We start from the raw sequence: 23744 nt of genomic DNA, 5'->3' as shown, positions 1-23744 counted from the left end.
TCCCTCCCTGGAGCATCACAGTTCTTTTGAATCCCCCAGCGTCCGGCCTCGCAGTGTGTGCGTGTTGCCGGACGCACTTTTTTTAAGCAATTTCCTGCCAAACAGTTCATTATTCTTCAAACTGCGCTGAATATATACGCAATCTCTCTTGTTCAAGTATTCATCTCAGGTACAATGACATGAATGAAACTTGACAACTTCAAATCAGACTTAGTCATTCTTGGCAGAACAGGACTCCTCGCGCTTCAAGCGCTGTGGGCGTATAAAATTCGTTCGCTCTTTGTTATCATATCAGTATCTTTAGGGATTGCTTCTCTGACAGTCATTATTGCTGCCCACGACGGAGCAAATCAAAAAGCAGAAGAGCTGACAGAGTCCTTCGGACCGGATGCCGTACTGGTGCTCGGTGGAGATATTTTCAACCGCCCTGTAGGGCAACGAACACTGACCCTTTCATGGAATGACCTGAAACAAATAAAACGCTCTCTTCCAGGAACATACCTTGTGGTTCCATTACGTTCCGTAAGCGGAAAAACAATTCGTTACAAAAACAAAAACTGGAATGTTTCACGCATCATCGGAACATCTGCCAACTACAGCGAAGCATGGAACTGGCCGCTCATTTCTGGAAGAGATTTTACACAGGCAGATGTAACGCAGGCTTTGAAGGTTTGCTTAATCGGCGAAACTGTTGCAAACGCGCTGTTTTCCAAAAACGAAAGCCCTGTCAGTAAAACTATCTTTGTCGGCTCTATACCATTCACAGTTATCGGTGAGCTTTCACACAGAGGATACTCTGGCGGCAGCGGTACAAGTCTTGATGACCGCATCATTGTTCCCCTCACAACACTTGCGCAGCGCTTTGGTGCCGACAGGCAATACTTCAGAGGCTTACGCATCAAATACATCGACGCAGAAAACATGCAGGCTAACGTAGACAACCTGACCAGCTTCCTGCGCCATTTGCATAAACTTAAACCAGGAGAGCCGGACGACTTCACCATTCTTTCCGCGGAAGAAGTTCAGCAATTTCTTTCTACTCTCAAAGGTGGGTTGACTATTTTCTTAGGGGTCACCGCTGCAACGGCCATGATTGTGGGCGGCTTTGTTCTAGCAAACTTGTTCTACCTTTCCGTATCTGAACGTACATTGGAAATTGGGCTCAAGCGTGCTATTGGCGCCAGCAAAGGTGCCATTGTGCGTCAGTTCTTATTTGAAGCTGTTCTTCTGACTATCATTGGAGGATTACTGGGAATTGTAATGGGGATTGCGTTGGCGAGGGTGCTCTTTATCTTTAATCTTATTGAAATTCGGCTTTCGCTCAAAATCTTCCTTTCAGCATTGGGAGCAGCTATGGCTGTCGGGCTTATTTTCGGCCTCAGCCCTGCACGACAAGCAGCAGAACTTGATCCAATCAGCGCGCTTCGGGGAGATGGATAGTGTTAAATTATCTACGCATTGCCCTGCGCTCTCTTGCCGCGCATAAGCTACGCTCTGCCCTTGCCATGCTTGGTGTTTTTCTGGGTACACTCGCGCTCACTGGGGTCATCCACGTCTCGGAAGCACTCAAAGAACAAGCTCGACTTGAAACTGAAAAGCTTGGTCCAAACCTGCTTGTTGTACTGGCAGGACAGCCGACCTTCAGACGTAGTGGAACATTGCGTTATGGCGGATTGACCACCACCTTTAAAATGGAAGACGTCGACGCTCTGTTAGAGAACAATCCCTACGTAAAACAAGGAACCGCCTTTGTTACCAAAAACGCTACCATCAGCTATCGGCGCAATTTTGTAAAATCACAACTCATTGCAGCTAGTGCAAATTTCCCATCAGTTCGTGCTGCACCAGTAACGCTCGGGCATTTCTTTACCAGCCAAGATGTCGAAAAGCGGGCAAAGGTTTGCATCCTTGGATTCACCATTGCGAATCAGCTTTTCAAGCATCACACACAAGCTCTCGGTAAAATTGTCCGCTATGGACTCACCAACCTGCGTGTTATCGGCGTCATGCCTAAGCGGGGGCGTGACCTCGCAGGAACGGATCAAGACGAACAGGTCTTTGTCCCTATCACAACCTACATGCGTAGGATGTCGAACCAGGACTGGGTATCCGGTGTGTTTATGACTCTTTATTCGGACAAGGATGAAGAGGTTGCAAAGCAAGCTGCCTACGAAATTATGTTGAAACAACATCTTGTCACACGAAAATCTAATGAAGACTTCCTTGTGCTCTCCGCAAAAGATGTATCTAAACTTAAAACACAGGCATTGCAGCTGGTATGGCTTCTCGGACTTATGAGCTCATCCATTTCCTTTTCCGTCGGTACCATGGGCGTATTATCCATCATGATTCTGCTCGTGCAAACACGAAAGCTCGAAATTGGCGTCCGCCGTGCCATCGGAGCCCGTAGAAGCGCAATCATGTCTCAATTTTTATTTGAATCCAGTCTACTGTCCGGCATTGGCGGCACTCTGGGTGCCCTTGTCTCTCTCGTTATCATCACCATTATCTACTACGTTGCAGATTATCCGTATGTGTACGATCCCATCCTTATTATCGGTGCAAGCATCGGCTCCTGCATCCTTGGCATTATCGCTGGCGCTTACCCTGCATGGGTCGCCTCCAATGTCGACGTTCTTGATGTACTAAGAAACAAATAGCGTTCGCTTATGATAGATTACTATGTAATTTTTCAACAGATCTCTTTAGTTTCCAAAACAATAAAATCTTATTGTAAAACAATAAGATTTTATTGTTTTCTAATAACAACCTTGCTACGTTTAATCTCCAATCAATCAAACGGGAGATATTCTTATGGACAATTTGTTACAAATTAAAAAGTTAAGTAAAAAATTCCACCTACTATTTTCTTTACTGCTAATTGTAATCCCTCTCTTTGATGCCGCTTACTGGGCGCTCATAAACGTCCTCCCTGAAACATTAATCAACGTAAATGTTAGTTCAACGCACTTGAGTCCTAATCCTTTGCCAATAAAATTACAGCTAGCAGGGTTTGCTGTTAGCTTACTTCCTCTTTCTGCACTAATTTACGGGCTCATAAATATCAGGAAGCTATTTTCCTTCTACAGGGAAGGTGTGATATTTTCCTTTGAGCATGTCTGTATTTTTAAAAAAACTTCAAAAGCTCTTGTTCTCTGGGTTTTCTCATCAATATTTTATGAATCCGCCAAGAGTCTCATATTTTCATTTGAAAACCCTCCAGGACAAAGAATTGTTAGTGTAGGGCTTGGCTCACCAGAAATTACAACGCTTATGGTAGCAGGGATTGTTTTTGTTATTGCGTGGGTAATGGATGAAGGACGTGTTATCGCTGAGGAACAGCAATTAACTGTTTAGCTGGAGTTCTCATGCCCATAATTATTAACCTAGATGTGGTTCTGGCAAAGCGTAAAAAGAAATCGATCGAACTAGCAAAAGCAATCGGAATTACTGAACAAAATCTATCAATATTGAAGACTGGAAAAGCTAAGGCTGTTCGCATATCTACGCTGGATGCCATTTGTAAATACCTAGAGTGCCAACCTGGTGATATTCTTGAGTACAAGGAGTAGCCATCATGGAAATCCGGTTCTGCTGTCCTTCTGTAGAATCACATGGTTGAATTGTATCACTCATATTAACAACGGAGCACACGCTCAGACGTTCTGTTTATCTGGAACGACGGATAGTCGGTGCACTGCTGGGATGTTACACCGTGAAAGCGTTTTTAAGTACTTACACAGTCCTCGATCACCCCGTAGACAAATTTAATCTAAATATAAATATTTCATCGGTGGTTACAGCGTGTATTCATATCACGCTGTAACCACCGCATCCAAAAAGTACCCTGCGCTCCTTGCCCGCGACTCATGTATTGATTCAAAAGGGGCACTGCACATGGCACTGAAAGGCATAGAATCTTAAAGCAGTTATACCTATCAAACAGACCTATTCTGTAGAGCTTGCCCTGCCGCACCTACCGCTTTTTCTGAAGAAGCTGCCACAAATAGCGCACCGTCACACATGGAGGGCGGATAAACTTCTGCTGCAAAATGGTGCTGTATGAGTGCTAAGTGGGCTTACCTTTACTGAATACGCTATCCGTATGTGTACCGACCCCATCCTTATTGCCAGTACAAGCATCGGCTCCTGTATCCTTGCCATTACCGCTGACGTCTACCCTGCATGGGTTGCCTCCAATGCCAGTGTCCTTGATGTACTAAGAAAAAATAGCGTTATTTTATAACATATTGACATGTAGTTTCTTTTTTAGAACACATAGCTACATTAATTTATGTTGGGGAATCTGCTATCAAAAAAGTACATATATACAAGTACAACCTTATTGGAGGACGCAATGACGTTGCATGGACTTTGTTGGAAAAAATTCCAACTCTCTATGCTGATTGGTCTTGCTTTAGTTACAATTCCTATTGCCGCTTTAGCAGCCACTAATATTAAAATGAGTTACAATGGTGCACCTACGGAAAAGGATAACGCCGTGCACGTCTTTGCTAACCACTTCAAACAGATTGTTGAAAAAGAAACTAACGGTACAGTTACCATAACACTTCTGCCTAACAGCCAACTTGGTAACGAACAACAACGGATGCAACTGGTCATGAAATATCCTATTATCAACGTTGCATCATTTGGTGGTATGGAGGCTGTTTTTCCAGAAATTTTTGCGACAAACGTACCATTCCTTTTTAACAGCTACAAAGCTGCACATATCTTTTTTGACTCAAGCCCTGTGATGGCAAAACTTCGTAAAGAATTTACCAAGCAGACAGGCATACTTTTACTGGAAGTAATTGAAGAAGGGGGATTTATTGCATTCACCAGCACAACTCCTATTAACTCACCCAAAGACTTTAAAGGGTCTAAATTTCGAGCAATGGATGCAAGCCAGATAGCCATGTATAAAGCCTTCGGTGCCACTGGAAGCACTCTACCGTGGACCAAGGTCTATCAGGCATTAAAAGATGGTACAGTAAATGGGCAAATGAACCCGCTCACCTATGTCATCATCGGCAGCTTCTACGAAGTTCAAAAGTACCTTACACTTGCCAATGTGCAGTACTCGGATCAATTCCTTCTGGTTAACAATACGCTGATGAACGGGCTCACAACTAGAGAACGCTCTATTCTACGCGATGCTGCACATGCCGCGAATAGGCATACCCGTGTATTTGTGGAGTCTCAGGTCGAAAAGCGAATTACCTACCTTCGGAATAAAGGTATGCATATTTACAAACCGACACGTAAAGAAATGGATTTGTTCAAAAAACTCAGTACACCTTCATACATCGAATGGTTAAGCGAGATTATTGATCGTGAATGGATAGATCAAACAATTGCGGATGCACGACGGGCGAACAATGAGGCAAGGAGACTTCTTCTACAATAAGGTAGTTTCTGCTTCTACAATCTTGTTTTAGAAAAAATGTTCAAACATATCTGGCCTTTTGTTTGACTGAAGCTTATTTGCCAATTGCTGTTTATTTTTGTGCCGGAACTATCCCTCTGGCTACCGCGCTTGTTGGGATATTTACAGCACGTTGACCTATACATATTACTGGATTTGTCATGCCTGATAAAATTGTACCACCCATTCATGGACTGTCTGAACCATCATGGGAATCCGTTTATGCTGTCCCTTCTGTAGAATCACATGAAGAAGTTGTGTCACTCGCATTAGCGCCGGAGCACATGCTCAGCCGTTCAATTTATTTTGAACGCCAGATTGTCGGTGCGCTGCCAGAATGTTACGCGCGTGAAGGCGTTCTTGAACGTTTACAGCACGCATCTTCCCTTCTCCCGTCCCATCTACGCCTCATTATTTTGGATGGCTGGAGATCAACAGATGTGCAGTCGTTCCTTTTTGCTGAATGCAAAAATGCGCTCGCAATCATGTATCCGGACAAGCCCGCAGAAAAGATTGTCACCATGGCACAGCAATATGTTGCCAAGCCGATGAAAGACGTCAGCACACCTGCTCCGCATTCAACAGGCGGCTCGGTTGATGTTGTCATCGCAGATCGTGCAGGTAAAAAGCTTTTCTTCGGTGCCCCATTTGATTTTCCCGGTGATATTTCCAACACTCAGTATTTTGAAAATAAGCTGGAGCAAGGCCATACGTTAACAAAACGTGAGGAAGAAGCACTCTACAACAGACGTCTTCTCTACTTCGTTATGACGCAAGCCGGCTTTGTAAACTTCCACTGCGAATGGTGGCATTTTGAATACGGAACTCAGCGCTGGGCACTATCAACACATACAGATCATGCAATCTACGCTCCTACACAGTTCTCACTCAATCCGTATGCAAATTTGACCCAAATATAAGTATTTCACTGGTGGTTATAGCCGTGTATTCATACCCGCTGTAACCACCGTATCTAAAAAGTAATCCGCACCCCTTGCCCTCGTCACATGTCAGTGATAGCTAACATGCCTATTCAAAAGGGGAATTACACATGATACTGAAGGGCATAGAATCTTACACCATTAAAACCTATCATACAGACCGGTTCGGTAAAGCTTGCCCTGCCGCATTTGCCGCTTTTTTTGAAGAAGCAGCCGCAAACAACGCACGGTTACATGGGTTCCCGGGTGAATTCCTCCTGCAACATGGCGTTGTATGGGTACTTAGTAGACTTACCTTTACTGTAGACCGCTATCCGGATGTTGGAGAAACCATCTCCATCCACACATGGCCTTCTGCCCATACCCCCAATCTTGCTTTACGCTGTTTTGAAGTTTTTGATGCAGAGAACCATCTCATTGCCGAGGGAACAACCGCTTGGCTTGTCATAGATATTAAAAAGCGTAAGCTCGTTCCGGTGCCGGAGTTTATTACCAAAAATTATCCGGTTAACAACCCACCATGCAAAGAATTTCCCACTCGTGTCGTACCACGGTTGCGTAATTCAGAGCACGAATGCCCACTCGTCAGCAGAAAAGCAGACGTTGACATTAACGGGCATGTTAATAACGTGCGGTACCTCGGCTGGATTCAAGAATCCATGCCTGAAGACCTCATGTTAAAATACGAGCCTGTACTCATCGACATTAGCTATCGAAAGGAATGCGGAGCGCTTCAAAAGCTCACCAGTAAATCAGGTATCACTGATGATGGAGACTATCTGCATTCCGTCTCTCATGACGAAACAGGTAAAGAGCTGTGCAGAGCCCGAACAGAATGGCGAAAACGGCAACATATTGACGTGCCGTACTTACAGCACCACATATAATATCTACTGAATAAATAGAGGGAATGACTATGGCAGAATTTCCGATTCCTGAAACATGGCTCGCGCATCGTGTTTCCTACGGTGAAACAGATGCTATGTCCGTCATGTACTACGCCGAATATCTACATTTATTCGAACGAGCCCGTAGCGAATACATTCGCGAACAAGGCATGAGCTACAACACGGTTGAAGAACGGGGCATACTGCTTCCTGTTCGTGAAGCGAAGTGCCGTTACAAACGCCCTGCCCGTTATGATGATTTACTGTACGTACGCGTCGGCATCAGCAAATGGGGTCGCGCATCCATGGTATTTGAGTACGAAATTTACAACGAAGCAAAAGACACTGTTATTGCCACCGGTCACACAGAGCATGCCTGCACTAACGAAAAAGGGCGTCCTGTAAAAGTTCCGGACTGGCTGAAAGAACTCTTCGTAGGAAAATAACTTTTAATATTAAAAGAACGCTGCACTATTATGTATCTCGATTTCCACACTCACGCATTTCATCCTAAAATTGCCGCCAAAGCTGTTGAGCATTTGAACTCCCATTACGGGCTAACATGCCAATGCACCGGCATAATGGATGACCTTATCCGCCGAGTTAAAAAAGCCGGTCTGGATAAGATGGTGGTACTCTGTGCAGCAACATCAGCCGAGCAAGTTATTCCCGCGAACAACTTTGCATTGTCTCTAAAGGCTGCACACCCCGATGCAATTCCCTTCGGTACCATTCATCCCGACTTCGATGATTGGGAAAATCAACTCGCACGCTTAAAAGCACGCGGCATCAAAGGGCTTAAGCTCCATCCTGATTTCCAAGGATTCAGGCTGGATGAAAAACGCCTGCTGCCTATGATCGAAGCTGCGCAGGACGATTTTGTTATGCTTTTCCACATAGGTGACAAGCTAGCACCCAAAGACAACCCTTCCTGTCCGTACAAGCTTGCGGCACTGCTCGACAACTTTCCGAAAGCACGCTTTGTTGCAGCGCACTTTGGAGGCTATCACCAGTGGCAGCACGCATTAGAAGTACTCATAGGAAGAAATGTCTACATCGACACCTCAAGCTCGCTTGATTTTATCGATGACATGACCCTAAGCGCGATTATGAAAAAACACCCACATGAGAAAATTCTCTTCGGGTCAGATTATCCGCTCTACAGTCCCGAAAGAGAAGTTATGAAGCTAAAAAAAACGTCTCAAGCTCTCACTACCAAAGCTGGAAATGTTCCTTAGCAATGGTGCTGAGCTACTTGGATTAGAATAAAGCTTTTGCCTCCGGTTAGTCTTCGACGCTTTTTTGTCTTCGACGAGCCTCCGGCGGCTGGGCTGAAACCCTTTTAAAAAAGGGTTCTCCCCCAGACCCCCTTCCTAAAACTTTTACCTGCGAGCTCAGCCCGTTGGTTACACAACCTCGCGGCTTATGCCCCATCACCTTTCTGCAAAATAAAAAAAGGGTGGAGTAACTATACTCCACCCTTTTCTCAACTGCTTTAAGCCGTAATTTTCTTCACGAATAAATTTTTCTCGCAGTCACGGTCAAGGAGGATTCCCCCTTGCGGATGCAAGGCAGAGCCTGCCCGTCGGAGACTCGCCGAAGGCAATAAAGCTCAAAAAACGCCGTAGGCAAAGAGCTACCCTAAAATTTTTTCAGGCGGGCGGCGTTCGGGGATAGCCACTTCGTCATGATCTTCTTTATTGTACTCTTCTGTCACGTAGAGGCCGCAATAGCAGACGCCAAACTCTTCTAAATCGGGGTCGCGGTACTCACACGGGCAAACGATATCTCTATCTTTATCAAACTCACCGTTAGGCAAACGGCAAGGACAGGCCATGTAGCCATACTCTTCTTTATTGACAAGCAGGCTTTCAAGCAGCGGTAAGGTCATGGACATATCTTTATTAAAGAAAAATCCGCGCGGCTCTTGAATCTTTTTGAGCATTTCATAAAGCTTTTCAGCTGTCATTTTATCACTCATAGGTCTAGCGCCTCCTCAATCTGATTTTTGTGGAAGCCAACAATGATGCACTGTCCTTCGGACACTACAAGCGTCGGAAAAGACAGTTTTGGATTGTAATTCCTAATTCTATCAATAATTTCTTTTCGCTCATCGCCTCTCAGCTTATCTACGAAAATATTATCAAAATTCACATCATTGTCTTCTAAGAAGATTTTCATTTTCTTACAATGAATACAGGTAGAAAGTGCATACAGGGTACATTCTTTCGACATTTCGCCCCCATTTGGAAAATGTAGTACACGTCAAACTGGTTGAAAAAAATTGGACGCAACGAAATCAGACTACCACTCATATACCACCAAAACAACATTCAGCGGTTATTATGCAAGTAGTTGCTACTTACTCATGGTTCAACAACATTGGCAATTTCTCTAGCAATAATGCGGATGGTTTCCTCTTCCGTTTCAGCCTCACGGCTTGTGATAACATCTCCATGCTCATCCTTTCGTTCAACAAGAAAGCTTTGATGCATGGATACATCATCCGAAAAATCCTGTTCACTACCGCTAAGAGAGAATTGTGTTAACCGATGTGTGATCTCTACATATGTTTTTTCGAAAATAATCGCCACACTGTCACGATTATTTTCTATGGTAAATCGCTTTTCTTCTGGCAATGCAGCGTTCATTTCTTCCAGCGCCTGATTCACAGGAATAAGCTTTTTTACCCCTGTGTCCCGAATTCTTTCTAAATTGGCAGAAATCTGCTCCTGCTTTTTCCGCCGCTGGTTCAATTCATCTTCCATAATTCGCGCAGGTGACTTTAAACTATGCAAAAAGTTTCTCACTATCCACACAACAAGTGCAATGAAGACTATTCCAACAAGTATGTTGATGTACATCTGTACTCCCAGATCAGCAGTATTGGCGTAACCAAAAATTAATGACGGATTATATTTCTACAACTTACGATAAAATTCAACATAAAGGTACGTATCCGTCTGAGAATTTGAAAATTTCGTCTGAAAGGTTGACAAGTACCGCTACGTTATACAAGGTGACACCATAGGGGTGCCCCCTAAAACAGCACATTGGTACCCCCTCTAGACAAGTTATGGAACACCGTAGTTTGCATTCTTAGCAAGCATAATCCCCTAAAACCACATAAGGGAGAAGGTATATGGCCAAGACACTTGATTCTCAGAGAACTTATGCCCTTGTGGGCACGGGAGGAAGTGGAAAAACCTCGCTGGCTGAAATGCTTATGTTTCAGTCCGGGGTTATCAATCGCCTTGGGAAAATTGAAGAAGGCACCACTTCGCTCGACTATGAACCAGAGGAAGTAAAGCGCAGGGGGTCTATTCAACCTGGCTTTGCCACCATTGACTGGAACAAAAATCGCCACTTCCTTATGGACGTCCCGGGCGACAATAACTTTGTAGGCGACATTAACCACCTATTGTTCGGGGTTGATGGCGCCGTTTTTGTTATTGACGCAGTTGATGGCGTCCGCCCACTTACAAGCCGTCTTTGGAACTTTGTTCAAGATGCAACCCTTCCTTCCATCGTCTTCATTAACAAGATGGATCGCGATCGCGCAGATTTTGACACCGCCTTTAACGGGTTGTCTTCAATCCTTGGAATCCGCCCTGTTTTGCTACAAATGCCAATTGGTCAGGGTGACGATTTTAAAGGGTACGTTGATGTTCTTAACAACAAAGCATTCTTCTTTAATGAAGATGGAACAACAACAGAAGGCGATGTGCCTGAAAATCTTTCCGATGAAGTATCAATGCTTCGCGAAACGACTATCGAAAACATTGCAGAAAGTAATGAAGAACTGATGGAAAACTACCTTGAGACAGGCGAACTCTCTCAAGAAGAAATCACAACTGGCTTACGTGACGGCGTGCTCTCACGTGACCTTATTCCGGTTATGCTCGGGTCTTCCCTAGAAAACCGTGGCGGTGCTGAACTTCTCAATGCCGTGCAGGATCTATTGCCTTCACCTCTGCAACACGCTGCATGGATGGATAAAGAAGGCAACGAACACCCATCTTCTCCGGATGCGCCGTTGGCATTACTTACCTTCAAGACACTCTCAGATCCTTTCTCAGGTCAGCTCTCCATCATGCGCGTTCTGTCCGGTTCATTTAACGGCGACGCAGCTCTGAAAAATGTTACTCAGGATGAGACTGAACGTATCGGGTCCCCATTATTCATGAATGGTAAAGAATCTGAACCAGCCAAGGGCGATATCGGCCCGGGTTCTATTATCGCTGTTCCTAAGCTTAAAGCTACAAAAACAGGCGATACGCTGGCAGACCCTAAAGCTACTTTTGAAGTTCTTATGCCGGAACTTCCTCCTAATCTTATATCATACGCTATTGCTCCAAAAGAGAAAGGCGATGAAGATAAGATTTATACAGCTGTCCAAAGATTACTTGATGAGGACATTACACTCACCCTTTCCCGCGATGCAGAATCAAGCGACATTCTGCTCTCCGGTATGGGACAGCTGCACATTGAAACTAGCATCGAACGTGCCATGCGCCGTTACAAATGCAACATGGTTTTGAAGACCCCTAAAATTCCGTACCGTGAAACAATAAAAGGTAAAGCACAGGTTCAAGGCAGACATAAGAAACAGTCTGGTGGACGCGGACAGTTCGGCGATTGCTGGATTGAAATTGAAGGAATGCCGCAGGGCTTCGGCTACGAGTTTGAAAATGCCATCGTTGGTGGCGTTATCCCTCGTCAGTACATCCCTGCAGTGGATAAAGGCATTCAAGAAGCTGCGCACCGTGGCTGCCTTGCAGGGTACCCTCTCGTTGACTTTAAAGTACGGCTCTATGATGGTTCATACCACAACGTAGATTCCTCAGAGATGGCCTTTAAAATCGCCGGTTCCCTTGCACTTAGGGGTGCACTGGATCAGGTAAAACCAACCTTGCTTGAACCGATTGTATTAATGACCGTACACATCCCTGATGAATTTATGGGTGACGTAATCGGTGATTTATCTTCACGCCGTGGCAAAGTACTTGGTTCTGACTCAAAAACAGGCATCACGGAAATTAAAGCGCATGTTCCTATGGGCGAAGTGCTCCGCTATGCTCCAGACCTCCGTTCTATTACCGGCGGTCAGGGTGTTTTCACAATGGAATTTGACCATTACGAAGAGGCACCACCTCCAGTAATTGATAAAGTTGTTGCCGAAAAACAAGCTAGCTAGTGATCCAAACTGACAACTAAAAGAAAATTCCTTGTTATTGTGGGTATAATAAGAAAGCCCTCTCATCTTATGATGAGGGGGCTTTTTGTTCTGAAAAAGCATGCTACCCAACACTTTGCTATAACAAAATCACGCATCAAAACTATGTTTCGTCCCTAGTCACTCAGGCTAATTTATCATCCCGCTTCAAACTCCAAGTCTCTCATTCAAAGTCCCTGCTCATCTTTCGCTATTTGCAAATATATATGATCTGTAGCCGATTTTTAACCGCTTAATGAGAGCCCCCACCACAAAAAAGCTTATCATATGGAGCCCCGCTTAGAGCCCATATGCTCTACGGAGAGCGAAAAAAAAATCGGCCGACACGATATCGTATCTCGAGAAGAGACCATGATCAGGCTACCGGAGGAATCATGAAGCCGACAGACTTAACATTAGATGAGCAATTACGAATTACTGCACATGAAATTATCAGACGGAAAAAAATCTTTCATCTTTCAGATGAAGATGTTCAAAATTTGCTCGAAGTTAAGCCGATCATACTCACTGAGCTGGACGACATAGTAACTGATTTCTATACAACACTTGTAGAAGTTGAGGGTGTAGCTCAAGTAATTGGCGATGCCGAAAGCCTGTATCGCCTTAAAAATCACTTGCAGGGCTATCTTCGTTCACTCTTTGAAGGACCGTACGATATGGAATATGTTCAAACCCGCCTTCGTATCGGGCTTGTTCATAAACGTATTGGAGTTCCTCCGAAACTTTACATCGCTGCATATAAAATTCTCAGCAAAATATTACGCAAAAAACTACGAGAACATAATAAAGATAATTCATGCGATATTTGCAGCAGCAGATCCGGTTCACTGGAAAACTTGATGCTCTTTGACCTTGTATTAGTTTTTGACACATACATTCAAGGACTGGTTAACGAGGTTAACCGTAGTAAAGAAGACCTCGAAACATACGCGCGGGAACTTGAGGACACTATTGCAAGCCGCACAAAAGAATTAGCAGAACAAGCTAGTAAAGACGGCCTGACTGGTCTGTACAACCAACGAACATTTTATGAATACCTTGGTACCGAGCTCTCTAGGTCTCAGAGGCGCGCTGACACGTTTACGCTTTGCTATTTTGATTTGGATAATTTCAAAAAAGCTAACGACACTCATGGGCACAAGTTCGGTGATCAGGTTCTTACAAATGTTGCATCCGCAGTAAAACAAATTTTGCGAGACGAAGATATCGGCGCAAGGTACGGCGGAGATGAATTCTGCATGATTCTTCCAAACGCTTCCGCCGAGGAGGCTCAAACCGTCTGTAAACGGCTCATAAACGTTTTTTCAAAAATTGATCCTGACTGCATTGTTACCATGAGTATCGGTCTTGCAGAATTCATCCCTGATTCAGGGCTTGATACCGACTCGTTAATCAAGAGAGCTGACAACGCCATGTATTCATCAAAAAATCAGTCAGGGCATTACATAACTGTATATTCAGACGAAAAATACAAAAACCGAAAAAGAATACTTTTACCCGACAATTTAAAAACTTTGGCCAACTTTTATTGCAGTTATTGATAAAAGTTGGCCTTTTTTCTTTCATCAAATCAAAAATCCCACTTCCTCTTCCAACCTGCTTTTGCAATTGAAAATTTCCTAACACAATAAAGTGCTAACGGCTTTTTCCCCCTCCGTGCTACAAGCACCGCATCATTACAATGCGCCCCGGCTTTCTAAACTTGAGTCTGGCGCTGATTTTGCTTTTTTTTACCAGCTCACTTTTTTATTTGGACAACGTATGATACGCACAATCTGGTTTTATTTTTCCTTTTTAATTACGACACTTTACGTCTGTATTTTTATGCCTATTGCAGCAACATTCGCTAACTCCGAAAAATTAGTTCGACACTTTGGACTGTTCTGGTGCAAATCTGCTCGCTTTTGTTCGCAAATAAAGCTTATTACAGACACAGATAATATACCAACTGATGAACCGGTAATTTTTGTTGTCAACCATCAAAGTCAATTCGATATTCCGCTTTCAACCGTTGCGTTGCAAAAAGCACTTCCTGCGTTTATGGCAAAAAAGAATCTTCAAGAGCTACCGCTCATCGGGCGCTGCTTCAGATTATACGGTAATATTTCCGTTGATCGCAGCAACAGACGTGCTGCAATGAAATCTCTTGAAGATGCTGCCACAACAATCCGTAATGGTCGCTCTGTCATCATATTCCCAGAAGGCACACGCCAACAGCAGTTTGACGAACTCGGTGAATTCAAAACCGGTGCTATTATGCTGGCTCTTAAAGCCGGTGTTCCTATTGTACCAGTTCTTATCGAAGGTAGCGGTGACATTCTGCCAAAAGGACGCGTGAAGCTCAGCAGACGGAAAAACGTCTATATTACGGCAATGGACCCTATCAGCACCGCTGAATATTCCGTTAAACAGCGTAACGAGTTTAGCGACATGCTCCGTGAGCGCATGAACAAAAAATACATGGAGATGCGCGCATGTCACAAAAACCAAGCGTAACACTTACGCCGTTGGGCGGCATGGGCGAAATCGGTATGAACTGTACCATATGGTCTACAGAAACAACTACCGTTGTCGTAGACTGTGGTCTCATGTTCCCCCACGACTACCATCTTGGTGTCGACGTTGTTATCCCGCAGTTTGAGCATATTCTTAAGCTGAAAGATAAAGTCAAAGGCATTGTACTCACCCACGGACATGAAGATCACATTGGTGCGCTTCCATGGCTTATCCGCTGGCTCAGTGTGCCTATTTACGGGTCTCCGTTCACCCTTGCTCTTGTTGAAGGGAAATTGCGTGAAGCAGAACTGCTCCACCGCACAAAGCTTATCCCAGTGGCTCCACGTGAACGTTTAGAACTTGGAGATCTGGCCTTCAACTTCTTCCCTGTTTGCCATTCCATCGTCGATGGATATGGCTTCGGCGTTGAGACTCCGGCTGGCAAAATTGTTCACACCGGTGACTTCAAACTCGACAAGACTCCAATTGACAACCACCGCACCGACCTCGAAGCCTTCAAGGCTTTTTCTGAAGACGGGGTTGAACTTCTTCTTTCCGACTCAACAAATATTGAGCGGGAGGGACATTCTTTAAGTGAACGTGACATTAAAGGTGCATTTGAAGATCTCTTTGCCAACGCTAAGGGACGCATCATTGTCACTCTATTCTCCAGCCACATCCAAAGAATCCAGCAGGTTCTCGATATTTCTGCCCGTTACGGTCGCAAGATCGCCGTATCCGGCCGCAGCCTAGTTAAAAACATAGAAATCGCCGATAATTTAGGCTTCCTTCGTATCCGTACTCCACTGTACATGGACACACGAGACATGCCGGAACTGCCGGACGAAGAAACAGTGCTGCTCCTCACCGGTTCACAGGGTGAGCCGCTTTCTGCTCTCTCCCGAATTGCCCGTGGTGAACATAGACACCTTGCTATTCAGGAAGGCGATACAGTTGTTATGTCATCCCGTTTTATTCCGGGTAACACTCTTGCGATTACTCGCATGATTAACGACATGTACCGCATGGGTGCAGAAGTCTTTTATGAAAGCTTCCGTAACATTCATGCATCAGGCCACGCTTACCGCGACGAGCTGAGTGAAATGCTAAATACAGTTGCTCCTAAACACTTCATTCCAGTCCACGGTGAATACCGTCATCTGGTAAAACATTGCCGTCTTGCACAGCTGTGTGGTGTTGAGGAAGAAAATACATTTATTATTGAAGACGGTCAGCCCGTCACCTTATGTGACGGAACCCTCACCCGCGAGAAACCGCTCGAACTTGAAGAAATTCTTGTTGACGGTAAAGGTGTCGGCGATGTTGGACTCACCGTATTGAAAGAACGCCAGATTCTTGGCGGAGAAGGAATGGTTGTGGTCTTCATGGTGCTGGATGAACAGCTCTGGGAGATATTGCACGGACCTACCATCGTTTCTAAAGGCTTTATCTTTGAGGCTCATTTCGATCATGTTTTAGAAGACGCTAAATGCATCATTCTCGAACTCCTCGAAAACATCGGCCCTGAAGATATTCAGCTACTCCAAGACAGAATACGTTCCGGCCTTCGTCGGTTCTTCCGCAAAGTACTGGAGCGCGATCCTGTTGTCGTTCCGGTTATTACGATGGTTTAAAATTACACGTAAAAAAAGCCCCGCCGAATATTTTCGGACGGGGCTTTTTTTATACTTTAATCATACTGAATCGGCTAAGTATCCCACCTTAGGAGTGCGAAGTGCAATAACTAAAAAAGCTACCCAAGCCAGCACAAAAGCTAACGGACTTACTGCCGACGAAACAACCGGTGAAATCAAGCCCATCATCAAAGCAATACTGCACACAATCGGAAGGATTGCAGGCATAACAACCAATAGTAAACCCAATACCATCGGATCTACCCCTGCCATCTCGCTTATATTTTTTGCCCACTTCCAAATAGCATAAAGATACACGCCATATGCCGACAATCCCAGTGCCATATAAAAAAATAAGCCACCAGACATTAACGGCGCGGAATTAAAGCCATCACCTACAGACATCAGCAATCCCATGGCGATGCCGGGTGCAAAGGCTGATGCTATTCCAAAAACAAAAAACAATGCCAATGCCCCAAACAACATCTTGAGTGATCCCTTACCGACATTGTAAGCGGCAAAAAGATTCCAAAAAGGGATCACCCAATGATACCAAGCAGGTGCTACATTTTTACGGGTGGCTAAAATCCAACATGGAGCAACATACAAAATTGAGCATAAGCATAGAAACAATAAAGCCAACATAAAATTTCCTTCTCAAAATTCAACTAAAGCTTCTCATATCAATCGGTAAGCAAACAATTCTAGTCTCGAAACACCTACATCGAGTCTACGCGCCCGTCTGCTGAAAAACATCAACCACAACCAAATAACAAATCATAAAAGACAACTTTTAATGGCGCTCAAATCATATCGGTAAAAAAAGTAAACAGATTAGAAAAAAGCCTAGCCGATATAGACCAACACTAGCAACAATCTGACACATTCAACCTGCATAAACTCAATCTGATTCTTTCCAGTAAAGTACAAGCTTTCAATATATTAGTAAGAAAACCCACCCCACCCATCTTAGTTCTCCGGTGTCGCAATGCACTTACGACATCCCCCCCTCTCAAGTGACTGAACGTTTTTTATACTTTCTTAATAAGTGAAGACTCATTTGAAATAAACAAGACAGGTTCTATAGCTATAGAAACAGACATAAAAAAACCCCTCCACCATGTTCATAGTATAAAGGGGTTCATTTTTACTGCTGCAAAATTGCTTTCTGCTACATCATATTTTGATAGTACCGCAGGAGTCTAACGTGTCATACCGCCTATTCCTTACCGAGAATGAAATCCGGCTCAGCCTGTTTGTTCCGTGGTGTTCGCAATGCAATAATCATAAAGATGATCCACGTAACAAAGCTGATAAGATTTTCTGAGCCCCTTACTTCCATTGGCGAAATGACACCCTGACTGACAAGTGCGCCACCAGCCAATGCCAAAACACACGGAATAACAAGCATCACCATTGGAAGAAGCATCGGATGTCTTCCGGCAAGAATACTGATGTTTCGTAACCAGTTATAGGCGACATATATCCCAACCACGAGCGACAAAACAAAAAGCACAATCCCTGCTATCGCAAAAAACTGAGCTTGCTCCTGTAGTGCAAAGGCACCAATACCGGCTAAAAAAAACACCAATGAGAGAAATAAGTTCTTTAATGATCCGTTGCCAATGCGAAACGCAATATACAGATTCCACAGAGGAATCACCCAATTCCACCAACGAGGTGCAATGTTTTTTCGTTTAGCAATAATCCAGCAAGGCAAAATTACGACTATGGAATACAACACAAATCCGGCTAAACAAATCAGCACCATTGCCAGCATTCCGGTTTCACTCATCTGTGGCATACGTCCTCCTGTATTGCATAAAGCGTTGCGGTATTCTCAGGAGTAGCACACCGCTTGCATCATCTCATTTATATCATGTAATTCTGATGAGGCTAACTTCGCCCTCGTTCATAACGAGCGGCATTTTGCTATGACTATAAAAATGGGCGCTGGTATTTAGTTATGCCTATAAGTAGCAATTCCACCCTATCAGTTCAGACTGCCGCTTCACTATCTTCAACATGCGTTTTCGAATCATGGAACTGAATGGCTTAAAAACCACCCAATATGCTTTGAAAAATCTTCGTGTAACGGTAGATAAGCAAAGAATTCGTGTTTCTGTTCTAACCTTTGTCAGTCCCGGACTAATTTCAAATAAACTGAAGTTGCAGGCAACTTTTACTTTGGCAGAAAGCGAATGCGTTAAAAACTCTTTCGCATCAGAAATAGGAACAACACGACTATTTGCCAAAAAGCCGATTAGGTGTTCAATAGGATAGTTTTCTGCAAGACGTAGAAAACCGAGATCTTCAATGATCCCCTGCAATGTCATCCTACGTGTAGGTAAGCCGCGGAGCTTAAATAGAGTCACAATCAATGTAGATTTTGAAAGATCAACATTTTTTGTTACTTCGTACACCTCTTCAATAGGACTGTTCACGATAATTTCGTGGCATTCGTTAAATGTGTACTCAGGTAAAAACCTATCAATTAAAGCAGACTCAGACATTACGGGCTCCTGACGGGCAGAAAAAATATTTCGTATATATCAGACTGAAATTACATTCAAAAACATATTCTATAATAATTGGATAAACTGGGTAACCGTACATAAAAAGAAGATAATGTAACACTTTTTTTGCCATAATGACCAAGATTTGCACATCCGTTACCAGCACCATAGAAATTGTAGGCACAATGCTGTCGTAATCATAGTTTCGACCAATACATTCTGTCATAAGATACAAATATCATTATAGGAGTGTGTCATGAAAATAGTTCGAGTCCATTACCAATATAAAACATTCTACGCAGCTCTTGAAGACGGACTCTTGCGCTGCCTCACTCCGCACATCGGAATTTCAGAACGTTTTTCGTTGGAAGAGGCACAACTTCTTCCATTAGTAACTCCATCAAAAGTTGTGTGCGTCGGACTCAATTACAAAGATCACGCAGCAGAGCTTGGAATGCCGCTACCGGAAGAGCCTATGTTTTTCCTCAAGCCACCGTCCTGTATCATTAATACTGGTCAGCCGATATACATCCCACCGCAATCGACACGGGTGGATCACGAAGCAGAGCTTGCCATTATTATAGGACGAGAAGCCCGTTTTCTCTCTCCGCAGGCAGTTCCAGAATACATATTCGGCTACACCTGTGCCAACGATGTGACAGCCCGCGACCTGCAAAAAAGTGATGGCATGTTCGGCAGGTGCAAAGGCTTCGACACATTCTTACCGATTGGTCCATGGCTTGAGACTCACATCCCCGACCCTTCAGATCTTTCTGTGAAGCTCTATAAAAATGATCAGATCATTCAGCAGGGTAACACCTCAGACATGCTATTCAGTCCACACGAACTTGTTGCAGATATTTCTCATGTTATGACACTGTTGCCAGGTGACGTGATTTTAACGGGAACCCCGCATGGAGTCGGCCCTTTGAAAGAAGGCGATGAAGTACAGGTAGAAATTGACGGCATCGGCACCCTGATCAATCCAGTTAAAAATTTCATCCAGCGGAAGGACTCGTCAGGGGTTCCAGTTCAGTAGATTCTGCGATATAGTAAAAAATGTGGCGAAGAGATCGTCATACAAAAAAATGCGAATGAACGGTAAGAATGCTTGCCAAACTCATTTATTCGCAGTATGTATCCCTGCCTTTTAATACAAAGCACACTCCGATGCATCTTCCCTGGGTGCCTTGAGAATTCGTAAGATTCTTGAGGTGGAGGGACTTGGCACGGGGTGGAAGAAAAACCCATTGAAGGAGATTACAATGGCTTACGTAACTATGAAACAAATGTTGGAAACTGGTGTTCACTTTGGTCACCAGACTCGTCGTTGGAACCCAAAAATGCGTCCGTTCATTTTCGGCGCTCGCAACGGCATCCATATCATGGACCTCCAGCAGACTGTAAAACTGTACCGTCGTGCACACGACAAAGTAGTAGAAACTGTTGCCAATGGCGGCAAAGTTATCTTCATCGGTACAAAGCGTCAGGCTCACGAAGCTGTGAAAACTGAAGCTGCTCGTTCCGATCAGTACTACGTAACCAACCGCTGGATGGGTGGTACACTCACCAACTTCCAGACAATCCGCAAGTCTATTGACCGCCTCAAAAAGCTCGAGATCATGTTCGATGACGGCACCGTCAACCGCTACCAGAAGAAAGAAATCCTTCGTCTGCGTCGCGAAATGGACAAACTCGAAGCTACTCTTGGTGGTATTAAAAACATGGAACGCCTGCCACAGCTCGCTTTCATTGTTGACCCTAAGCGTGAAGACATCGCTGTTAAAGAATGCCGTAAACTCGGTATTCCAATCGTAGCAGTAACTGACTCTAACTGCGATCCTGACGTGATTGATTACATCATTCCAGGTAACGACGACGCTATCCGCGCTATTAAGCTTTTCGTTTCTCACATTGCTGACGCATGTGCAGAAGGCGGCGCTATGTCTAAAGATGGCAAAGACGCTGAAGCTGAAATGGTTAAAGCTGCTGAAGCTGAAGAAGCTGCTGCTGCAACCGCTACCGCATCCGAATAATTCACTCAGAGGGAGAATAGATCATGGCTATTACTGCTGCTATGGTTAAGAGCCTGCGCGAAAAAACTGGCGCCGGCATGATGGACTGCAAAAAAGCACTCGTAGAAAACGACGCAGATGAAGCTGCAGCACTCGACTGGCTCCGCCAGAAGGGTCTGTCCAAAGCTGCTAAAAAAGCAGGTCGCGCTACCTCTGAAGGTCTCGTTGGTTGCGTAGTTGAAGCTAACCGCGCTGCTATTGCAGAATTTAAATGCGAAACTGACTTCGTTGCTCGCAACGAAAAGTTCCAGGACATCGCTGCTAAATTTGCTGCTGACGTTCTCGAAAATGGTGCTGAAGATTTTACCGCACGTGTTGAAGCTGAAGTAAACGATGCTATCGCTACCCTCGGTGAAAACATGTCCGCTGGCCGTGCACATCGCATGGAACTTTCCGGCGAAGGTATCATCGGTTCCTACATTCACTCCAACGGCAAAATCGGCGTTCTCGTAGAGATCCTCGGTTCTGACGATGCTGAAATGGCTAAAGGCGTTGCAATGCAGATTGCTGCAACCAACCCAGTAGCTATCGATGAAACTGAAGTACCTGCAGAGCTCATCGCTCGCGAACGCGAAGTTCATCGTCAGAAAACCCTCGAAGAGGGTAAGCCTGAGAACATCGTAGACAAAATCGTTGACGGTCGTATGGCTAAATTCTTCAAGGAAATTACCCTTGTGAACCAGCCTTACATCCGTGACGACAAAATGACTATTCGCGACCTTCTCAAGGGCGCATCTATTGCTTCTTTCGCTCGTTTCGAACTTGGTGAAGACGCTGCTAAAGAAGAAGACGCTGAATAGAGAACCTACGGTAATCTAACAGCTTATAAGGGGGGAGAGTTTTCTCTCCCCCTTTTTTTAAGGAAAAAATTATGCCTTCAATCACTGGATTGGTTCTCACATACAACGGCGAACGCCTTTTAGATAAGTGCCTAACATCACTTTCTTTTTGCGACAAAGTCGTCATTGTAGACTCCTTTTCTTCAGACGAGACTCTATCCATTGCTAAAAACCACAAGGCAACCATTCTTCAAAACCCGTGGAGCGGCTTCAAAAAACAACTTGAATTCGGCCTCGAGAACATTGAGAGCAAGTGGATTATTTCACTCGATCAAGATGAAATTTGCTCGGAAGAATTGAAGACAGAAATCATTAACGAGCTCAAAAATGCAGATTCATCCGTAACCGCGTTTCGTCCACGTCGACGCAACTGGTACTACAACCGCTTCATGAAGCACTCCGGATGGTATCCTGACAGGTTGATTCGCATCTTCCGTCCTGAAAAGCTTACAGTGACACAAAGTGGCTCACACGAATCCTTTAAGTCATCTGGAACAGTTAAGGATATCAATGCAGATATACTGCACTATCCTTATGAAAGCTTTTCTCATCACCTCAGCAAGATAAATCTCTATGCTCAGGAAGGTGCAGAAGACCTAAGAGCAAAGAATCGCAAAGGCGGTATCGCCGTAGCTCTGGCTCATGCCACAATGCGATTTATAAAAATTTACTTTTTCAAGCTTGGTATGCTTGATGGAAAAGCCGGATTCATCAATGCAATGCACGGCTTTTTTTATGTGTTCTTGAAATACGTCCGTATTAACGAAGGAAGCTGGGGCACACCTTTTGATGCAAAGTGATAAGCAATCGAACAACGATTCCATTTTTTCACATCCCCCAGTTTTCACATCTCCCAGTTAACTAAGGAGTTATTGATATGAACAACATCCCAAAACTTATCGACATTGAAACACATAAAACAGAAAAAAGTGGTTCCCTGTCTGTTATTCAAGCCAACACGCACCTCAATTTTCCTATTCGCCGTATATACTACATTCATAGTATTGAAGATAATAACGCCCGTGGATTTCACGGACATAAAAAACTTCAGCAGTGTATTGTTGCGACCTCAGGTAGTGTGACGCTTTCGCTTGAAGGGTATGGAACTACATATTCCTTCGAACTAAATTCTCCTAATAAGGGTGTCCTTGTTCCGGCTGGCTACTGGCGGGAAATGAGTGATTTTTCAAAAGATGCTGTTCTTATGGTGCTCGCTTCCGATGATTACAAGCCTGAAGACTACATCCACGACAAACAGATATTTAACGCATTTGATGCGGAACGTAATGTTATCAGTGAGGTAGGTTACCTTGCTATGCACCGTCGTTACGAAGAATTTCGTCTCCAGTTACAGCAAGTAACAGAAGACGTGCTTGATGAAGCCCATTACATCATGGGGCCACGCCTTGAAAAATTCGAAAAGTCTTTTGCTGCCGAGACTGGCACAAAATATTGTATCGGAACAGGCAACGGACTTGATGCACTGGAAATCATCTTACGAGCTTCAGACATTGGCGCTGGTGACGAAGTCATCGTGAGTGCTGGCGGTTTTATTGCCACAATCCTTGCGGTACTACGTGTTGGCGCAACACCTGTGCTCGTAGAGTCTGGCACGTGGGGCAACATTAACCCTGATAAAATTGAAGCTGCAATCACAGAAAAAACGAAAGCCATTTTGCCAACTCATCTTTA

General features: G+C 44.3%; 25 protein-coding genes. 19 read left to right on the top strand and 6 right to left on the bottom strand.

Features of this window, described 5'->3' with window-relative positions; translation table 11 throughout:
* The first annotated feature begins 183 nt into the window (after positions 1-183).
* The 10 genes from MKHDV_RS15415 (at position 184) to MKHDV_RS15370 (ending at position 8494) form a co-directional block, all read left to right on the top strand.
* Entirely contained in the window at positions 184-1440 is a 1257-nt protein-coding gene (locus MKHDV_RS15415; protein WP_160716854.1) for an ABC transporter permease, read from the top strand.
* Positions 1440-2660: an ABC transporter permease gene (locus MKHDV_RS15410; protein ID WP_160716852.1), complete on the top strand. Its 1221-nt coding sequence runs from the start codon at positions 1440-1442 to the stop codon at positions 2658-2660. The genes MKHDV_RS15415 and MKHDV_RS15410 overlap by 1 nt, the downstream gene beginning before the upstream one ends.
* 154 nt (positions 2661-2814) lie before the next feature.
* Positions 2815-3357, top strand: a complete 543-nt coding sequence (locus MKHDV_RS15405) for a DUF2975 domain-containing protein (RefSeq protein WP_160716850.1) — start codon at positions 2815-2817, stop codon at positions 3355-3357.
* Between the two features lie 11 nt (positions 3358-3368).
* Positions 3369-3572 carry a helix-turn-helix transcriptional regulator gene (locus MKHDV_RS15400; protein WP_160716848.1) on the top strand — a complete coding sequence of 68 codons (204 nt, stop codon included), beginning with the start codon at positions 3369-3371 and terminating at the stop codon, positions 3570-3572.
* Between the two features lie 494 nt (positions 3573-4066).
* Entirely contained in the window at positions 4067-4246 is a 180-nt protein-coding gene (locus tag MKHDV_RS15395; RefSeq protein ID WP_160716846.1) for a hypothetical protein, read from the top strand.
* A 111-nt stretch (positions 4247-4357) separates the two neighbouring features.
* Entirely contained in the window at positions 4358-5410 is a 1053-nt protein-coding gene (gene dctP, locus MKHDV_RS15390) for a TRAP transporter substrate-binding protein DctP (protein WP_160716844.1), read from the top strand.
* 179 nt (positions 5411-5589) lie between these two features.
* The gene (locus MKHDV_RS15385; RefSeq protein ID WP_160716842.1) at positions 5590-6348 is read left to right on the top strand and encodes a M15 family metallopeptidase; all 759 of its coding nucleotides are present in this window, start codon (positions 5590-5592) and stop codon (positions 6346-6348) included.
* 131 nt (positions 6349-6479) lie between these two features.
* Positions 6480-7256, top strand: a complete 777-nt coding sequence (locus MKHDV_RS15380) for an acyl-[acyl-carrier-protein] thioesterase (RefSeq protein WP_160716840.1) — start codon at positions 6480-6482, stop codon at positions 7254-7256.
* 29 nt (positions 7257-7285) lie between these two features.
* A complete protein-coding gene (locus MKHDV_RS15375) occupies positions 7286-7702 on the top strand; it encodes a thioesterase family protein (RefSeq protein WP_160716838.1) in 417 nt (138 codons plus the stop codon).
* Positions 7703-7732: 30 nt separating this feature from the next.
* Positions 7733-8494 carry an amidohydrolase family protein gene (locus MKHDV_RS15370; protein ID WP_371416039.1) on the top strand — a complete coding sequence of 254 codons (762 nt, stop codon included), beginning with the start codon at positions 7733-7735 and terminating at the stop codon, positions 8492-8494.
* A 398-nt stretch (positions 8495-8892) separates the two neighbouring features.
* Here the strand turns inward: MKHDV_RS15370 and MKHDV_RS15365 are convergent, their stop codons facing one another.
* The 3 genes from MKHDV_RS15365 to MKHDV_RS15355 form a co-directional block, all read right to left on the bottom strand.
* Positions 8893-9237, bottom strand: coding sequence for a ferredoxin-thioredoxin reductase catalytic domain-containing protein (locus MKHDV_RS15365; protein WP_160716836.1), 345 nt, complete (start codon positions 9235-9237; stop codon positions 8893-8895).
* The gene (locus MKHDV_RS15360; RefSeq protein WP_160716834.1) at positions 9234-9491 is read right to left on the bottom strand and encodes a glutaredoxin family protein; all 258 of its coding nucleotides are present in this window, start codon (positions 9489-9491) and stop codon (positions 9234-9236) included. Before MKHDV_RS15360 ends, MKHDV_RS15365 begins: the two co-directional genes overlap by 4 nt.
* A gap of 131 nt (positions 9492-9622) precedes the next feature.
* Positions 9623-10024 (bottom strand): hypothetical protein, encoded by a 402-nt coding sequence (locus MKHDV_RS15355; RefSeq protein ID WP_160716832.1) that lies wholly within the window; start codon positions 10022-10024, stop codon positions 9623-9625.
* Between the two features lie 374 nt (positions 10025-10398).
* Here MKHDV_RS15355 and MKHDV_RS15350 point away from each other — a divergent pair, with 374 nt between their 5' ends.
* The 4 genes from MKHDV_RS15350 to MKHDV_RS15335 all read left to right on the top strand — a co-directional run bounded on the left by MKHDV_RS15350 (position 10399) and on the right by MKHDV_RS15335 (position 16622).
* Positions 10399-12453 carry an elongation factor G gene (locus MKHDV_RS15350; RefSeq protein ID WP_160716830.1) on the top strand — a complete coding sequence of 685 codons (2055 nt, stop codon included), beginning with the start codon at positions 10399-10401 and terminating at the stop codon, positions 12451-12453.
* A 413-nt stretch (positions 12454-12866) separates the two neighbouring features.
* Positions 12867-14033, top strand: coding sequence for a GGDEF domain-containing protein (locus MKHDV_RS15345; protein WP_160716828.1), 1167 nt, complete (start codon positions 12867-12869; stop codon positions 14031-14033).
* A gap of 220 nt (positions 14034-14253) precedes the next feature.
* The gene (locus MKHDV_RS15340; RefSeq protein ID WP_160716826.1) at positions 14254-14988 is read left to right on the top strand and encodes a 1-acyl-sn-glycerol-3-phosphate acyltransferase; all 735 of its coding nucleotides are present in this window, start codon (positions 14254-14256) and stop codon (positions 14986-14988) included.
* The gene (locus MKHDV_RS15335; RefSeq protein WP_160716824.1) at positions 14967-16622 is read left to right on the top strand and encodes a ribonuclease J; all 1656 of its coding nucleotides are present in this window, start codon (positions 14967-14969) and stop codon (positions 16620-16622) included. The genes MKHDV_RS15340 and MKHDV_RS15335 overlap by 22 nt, the downstream gene beginning before the upstream one ends.
* Positions 16623-16682: 60 nt before the next feature.
* Here MKHDV_RS15335 and MKHDV_RS15330 read toward each other — a convergent pair whose 3' ends face one another.
* From MKHDV_RS15330 to MKHDV_RS15320, 3 genes are all read right to left on the bottom strand, one after another.
* The gene (locus MKHDV_RS15330; protein WP_160716822.1) at positions 16683-17267 is read right to left on the bottom strand and encodes a hypothetical protein; all 585 of its coding nucleotides are present in this window, start codon (positions 17265-17267) and stop codon (positions 16683-16685) included.
* Between the two features lie 574 nt (positions 17268-17841).
* Positions 17842-18426: a hypothetical protein gene (locus MKHDV_RS15325; protein WP_160716820.1), complete on the bottom strand. Its 585-nt coding sequence runs from the start codon at positions 18424-18426 to the stop codon at positions 17842-17844.
* Positions 18427-18592: 166 nt separating this feature from the next.
* Positions 18593-19135, bottom strand: a complete 543-nt coding sequence (locus tag MKHDV_RS15320) for a hypothetical protein (RefSeq protein WP_160716818.1) — start codon at positions 19133-19135, stop codon at positions 18593-18595.
* Positions 19136-19394: 259 nt separating this feature from the next.
* Between MKHDV_RS15320 and MKHDV_RS15315 the strand changes: the two genes are divergently transcribed.
* From MKHDV_RS15315 to MKHDV_RS15295, 5 genes are all read left to right on the top strand, one after another.
* Complete coding sequence (locus MKHDV_RS15315) at positions 19395-20177, top strand: fumarylacetoacetate hydrolase family protein (RefSeq protein ID WP_160716816.1); 783 nt, start codon at positions 19395-19397, stop codon at positions 20175-20177.
* A 226-nt stretch (positions 20178-20403) separates the two neighbouring features.
* A complete protein-coding gene (gene rpsB / locus MKHDV_RS15310; RefSeq protein ID WP_160716814.1) occupies positions 20404-21174 on the top strand; it encodes a 30S ribosomal protein S2 in 771 nt (256 codons plus the stop codon).
* Positions 21175-21197: 23 nt separating this feature from the next.
* Positions 21198-22013, top strand: coding sequence for a translation elongation factor Ts (gene tsf, locus MKHDV_RS15305; protein ID WP_162859882.1), 816 nt, complete (start codon positions 21198-21200; stop codon positions 22011-22013).
* A gap of 71 nt (positions 22014-22084) precedes the next feature.
* Positions 22085-22852, top strand: a complete 768-nt coding sequence (locus MKHDV_RS15300) for a glycosyltransferase family 2 protein (RefSeq protein ID WP_162859881.1) — start codon at positions 22085-22087, stop codon at positions 22850-22852.
* 77 nt (positions 22853-22929) lie between these two features.
* On the top strand, positions 22930-23744 hold an 815-nt coding region (locus MKHDV_RS15295; protein ID WP_174239249.1), incomplete at its 3' end, for a WxcM-like domain-containing protein.

Source organism: Halodesulfovibrio sp. MK-HDV (assembly GCF_009914765.1).
Lineage (GTDB): Bacteria > Desulfobacterota > Desulfovibrionia > Desulfovibrionales > Desulfovibrionaceae > Halodesulfovibrio.
This window is presented reverse-complemented; position numbering and strand designations above follow the sequence as displayed.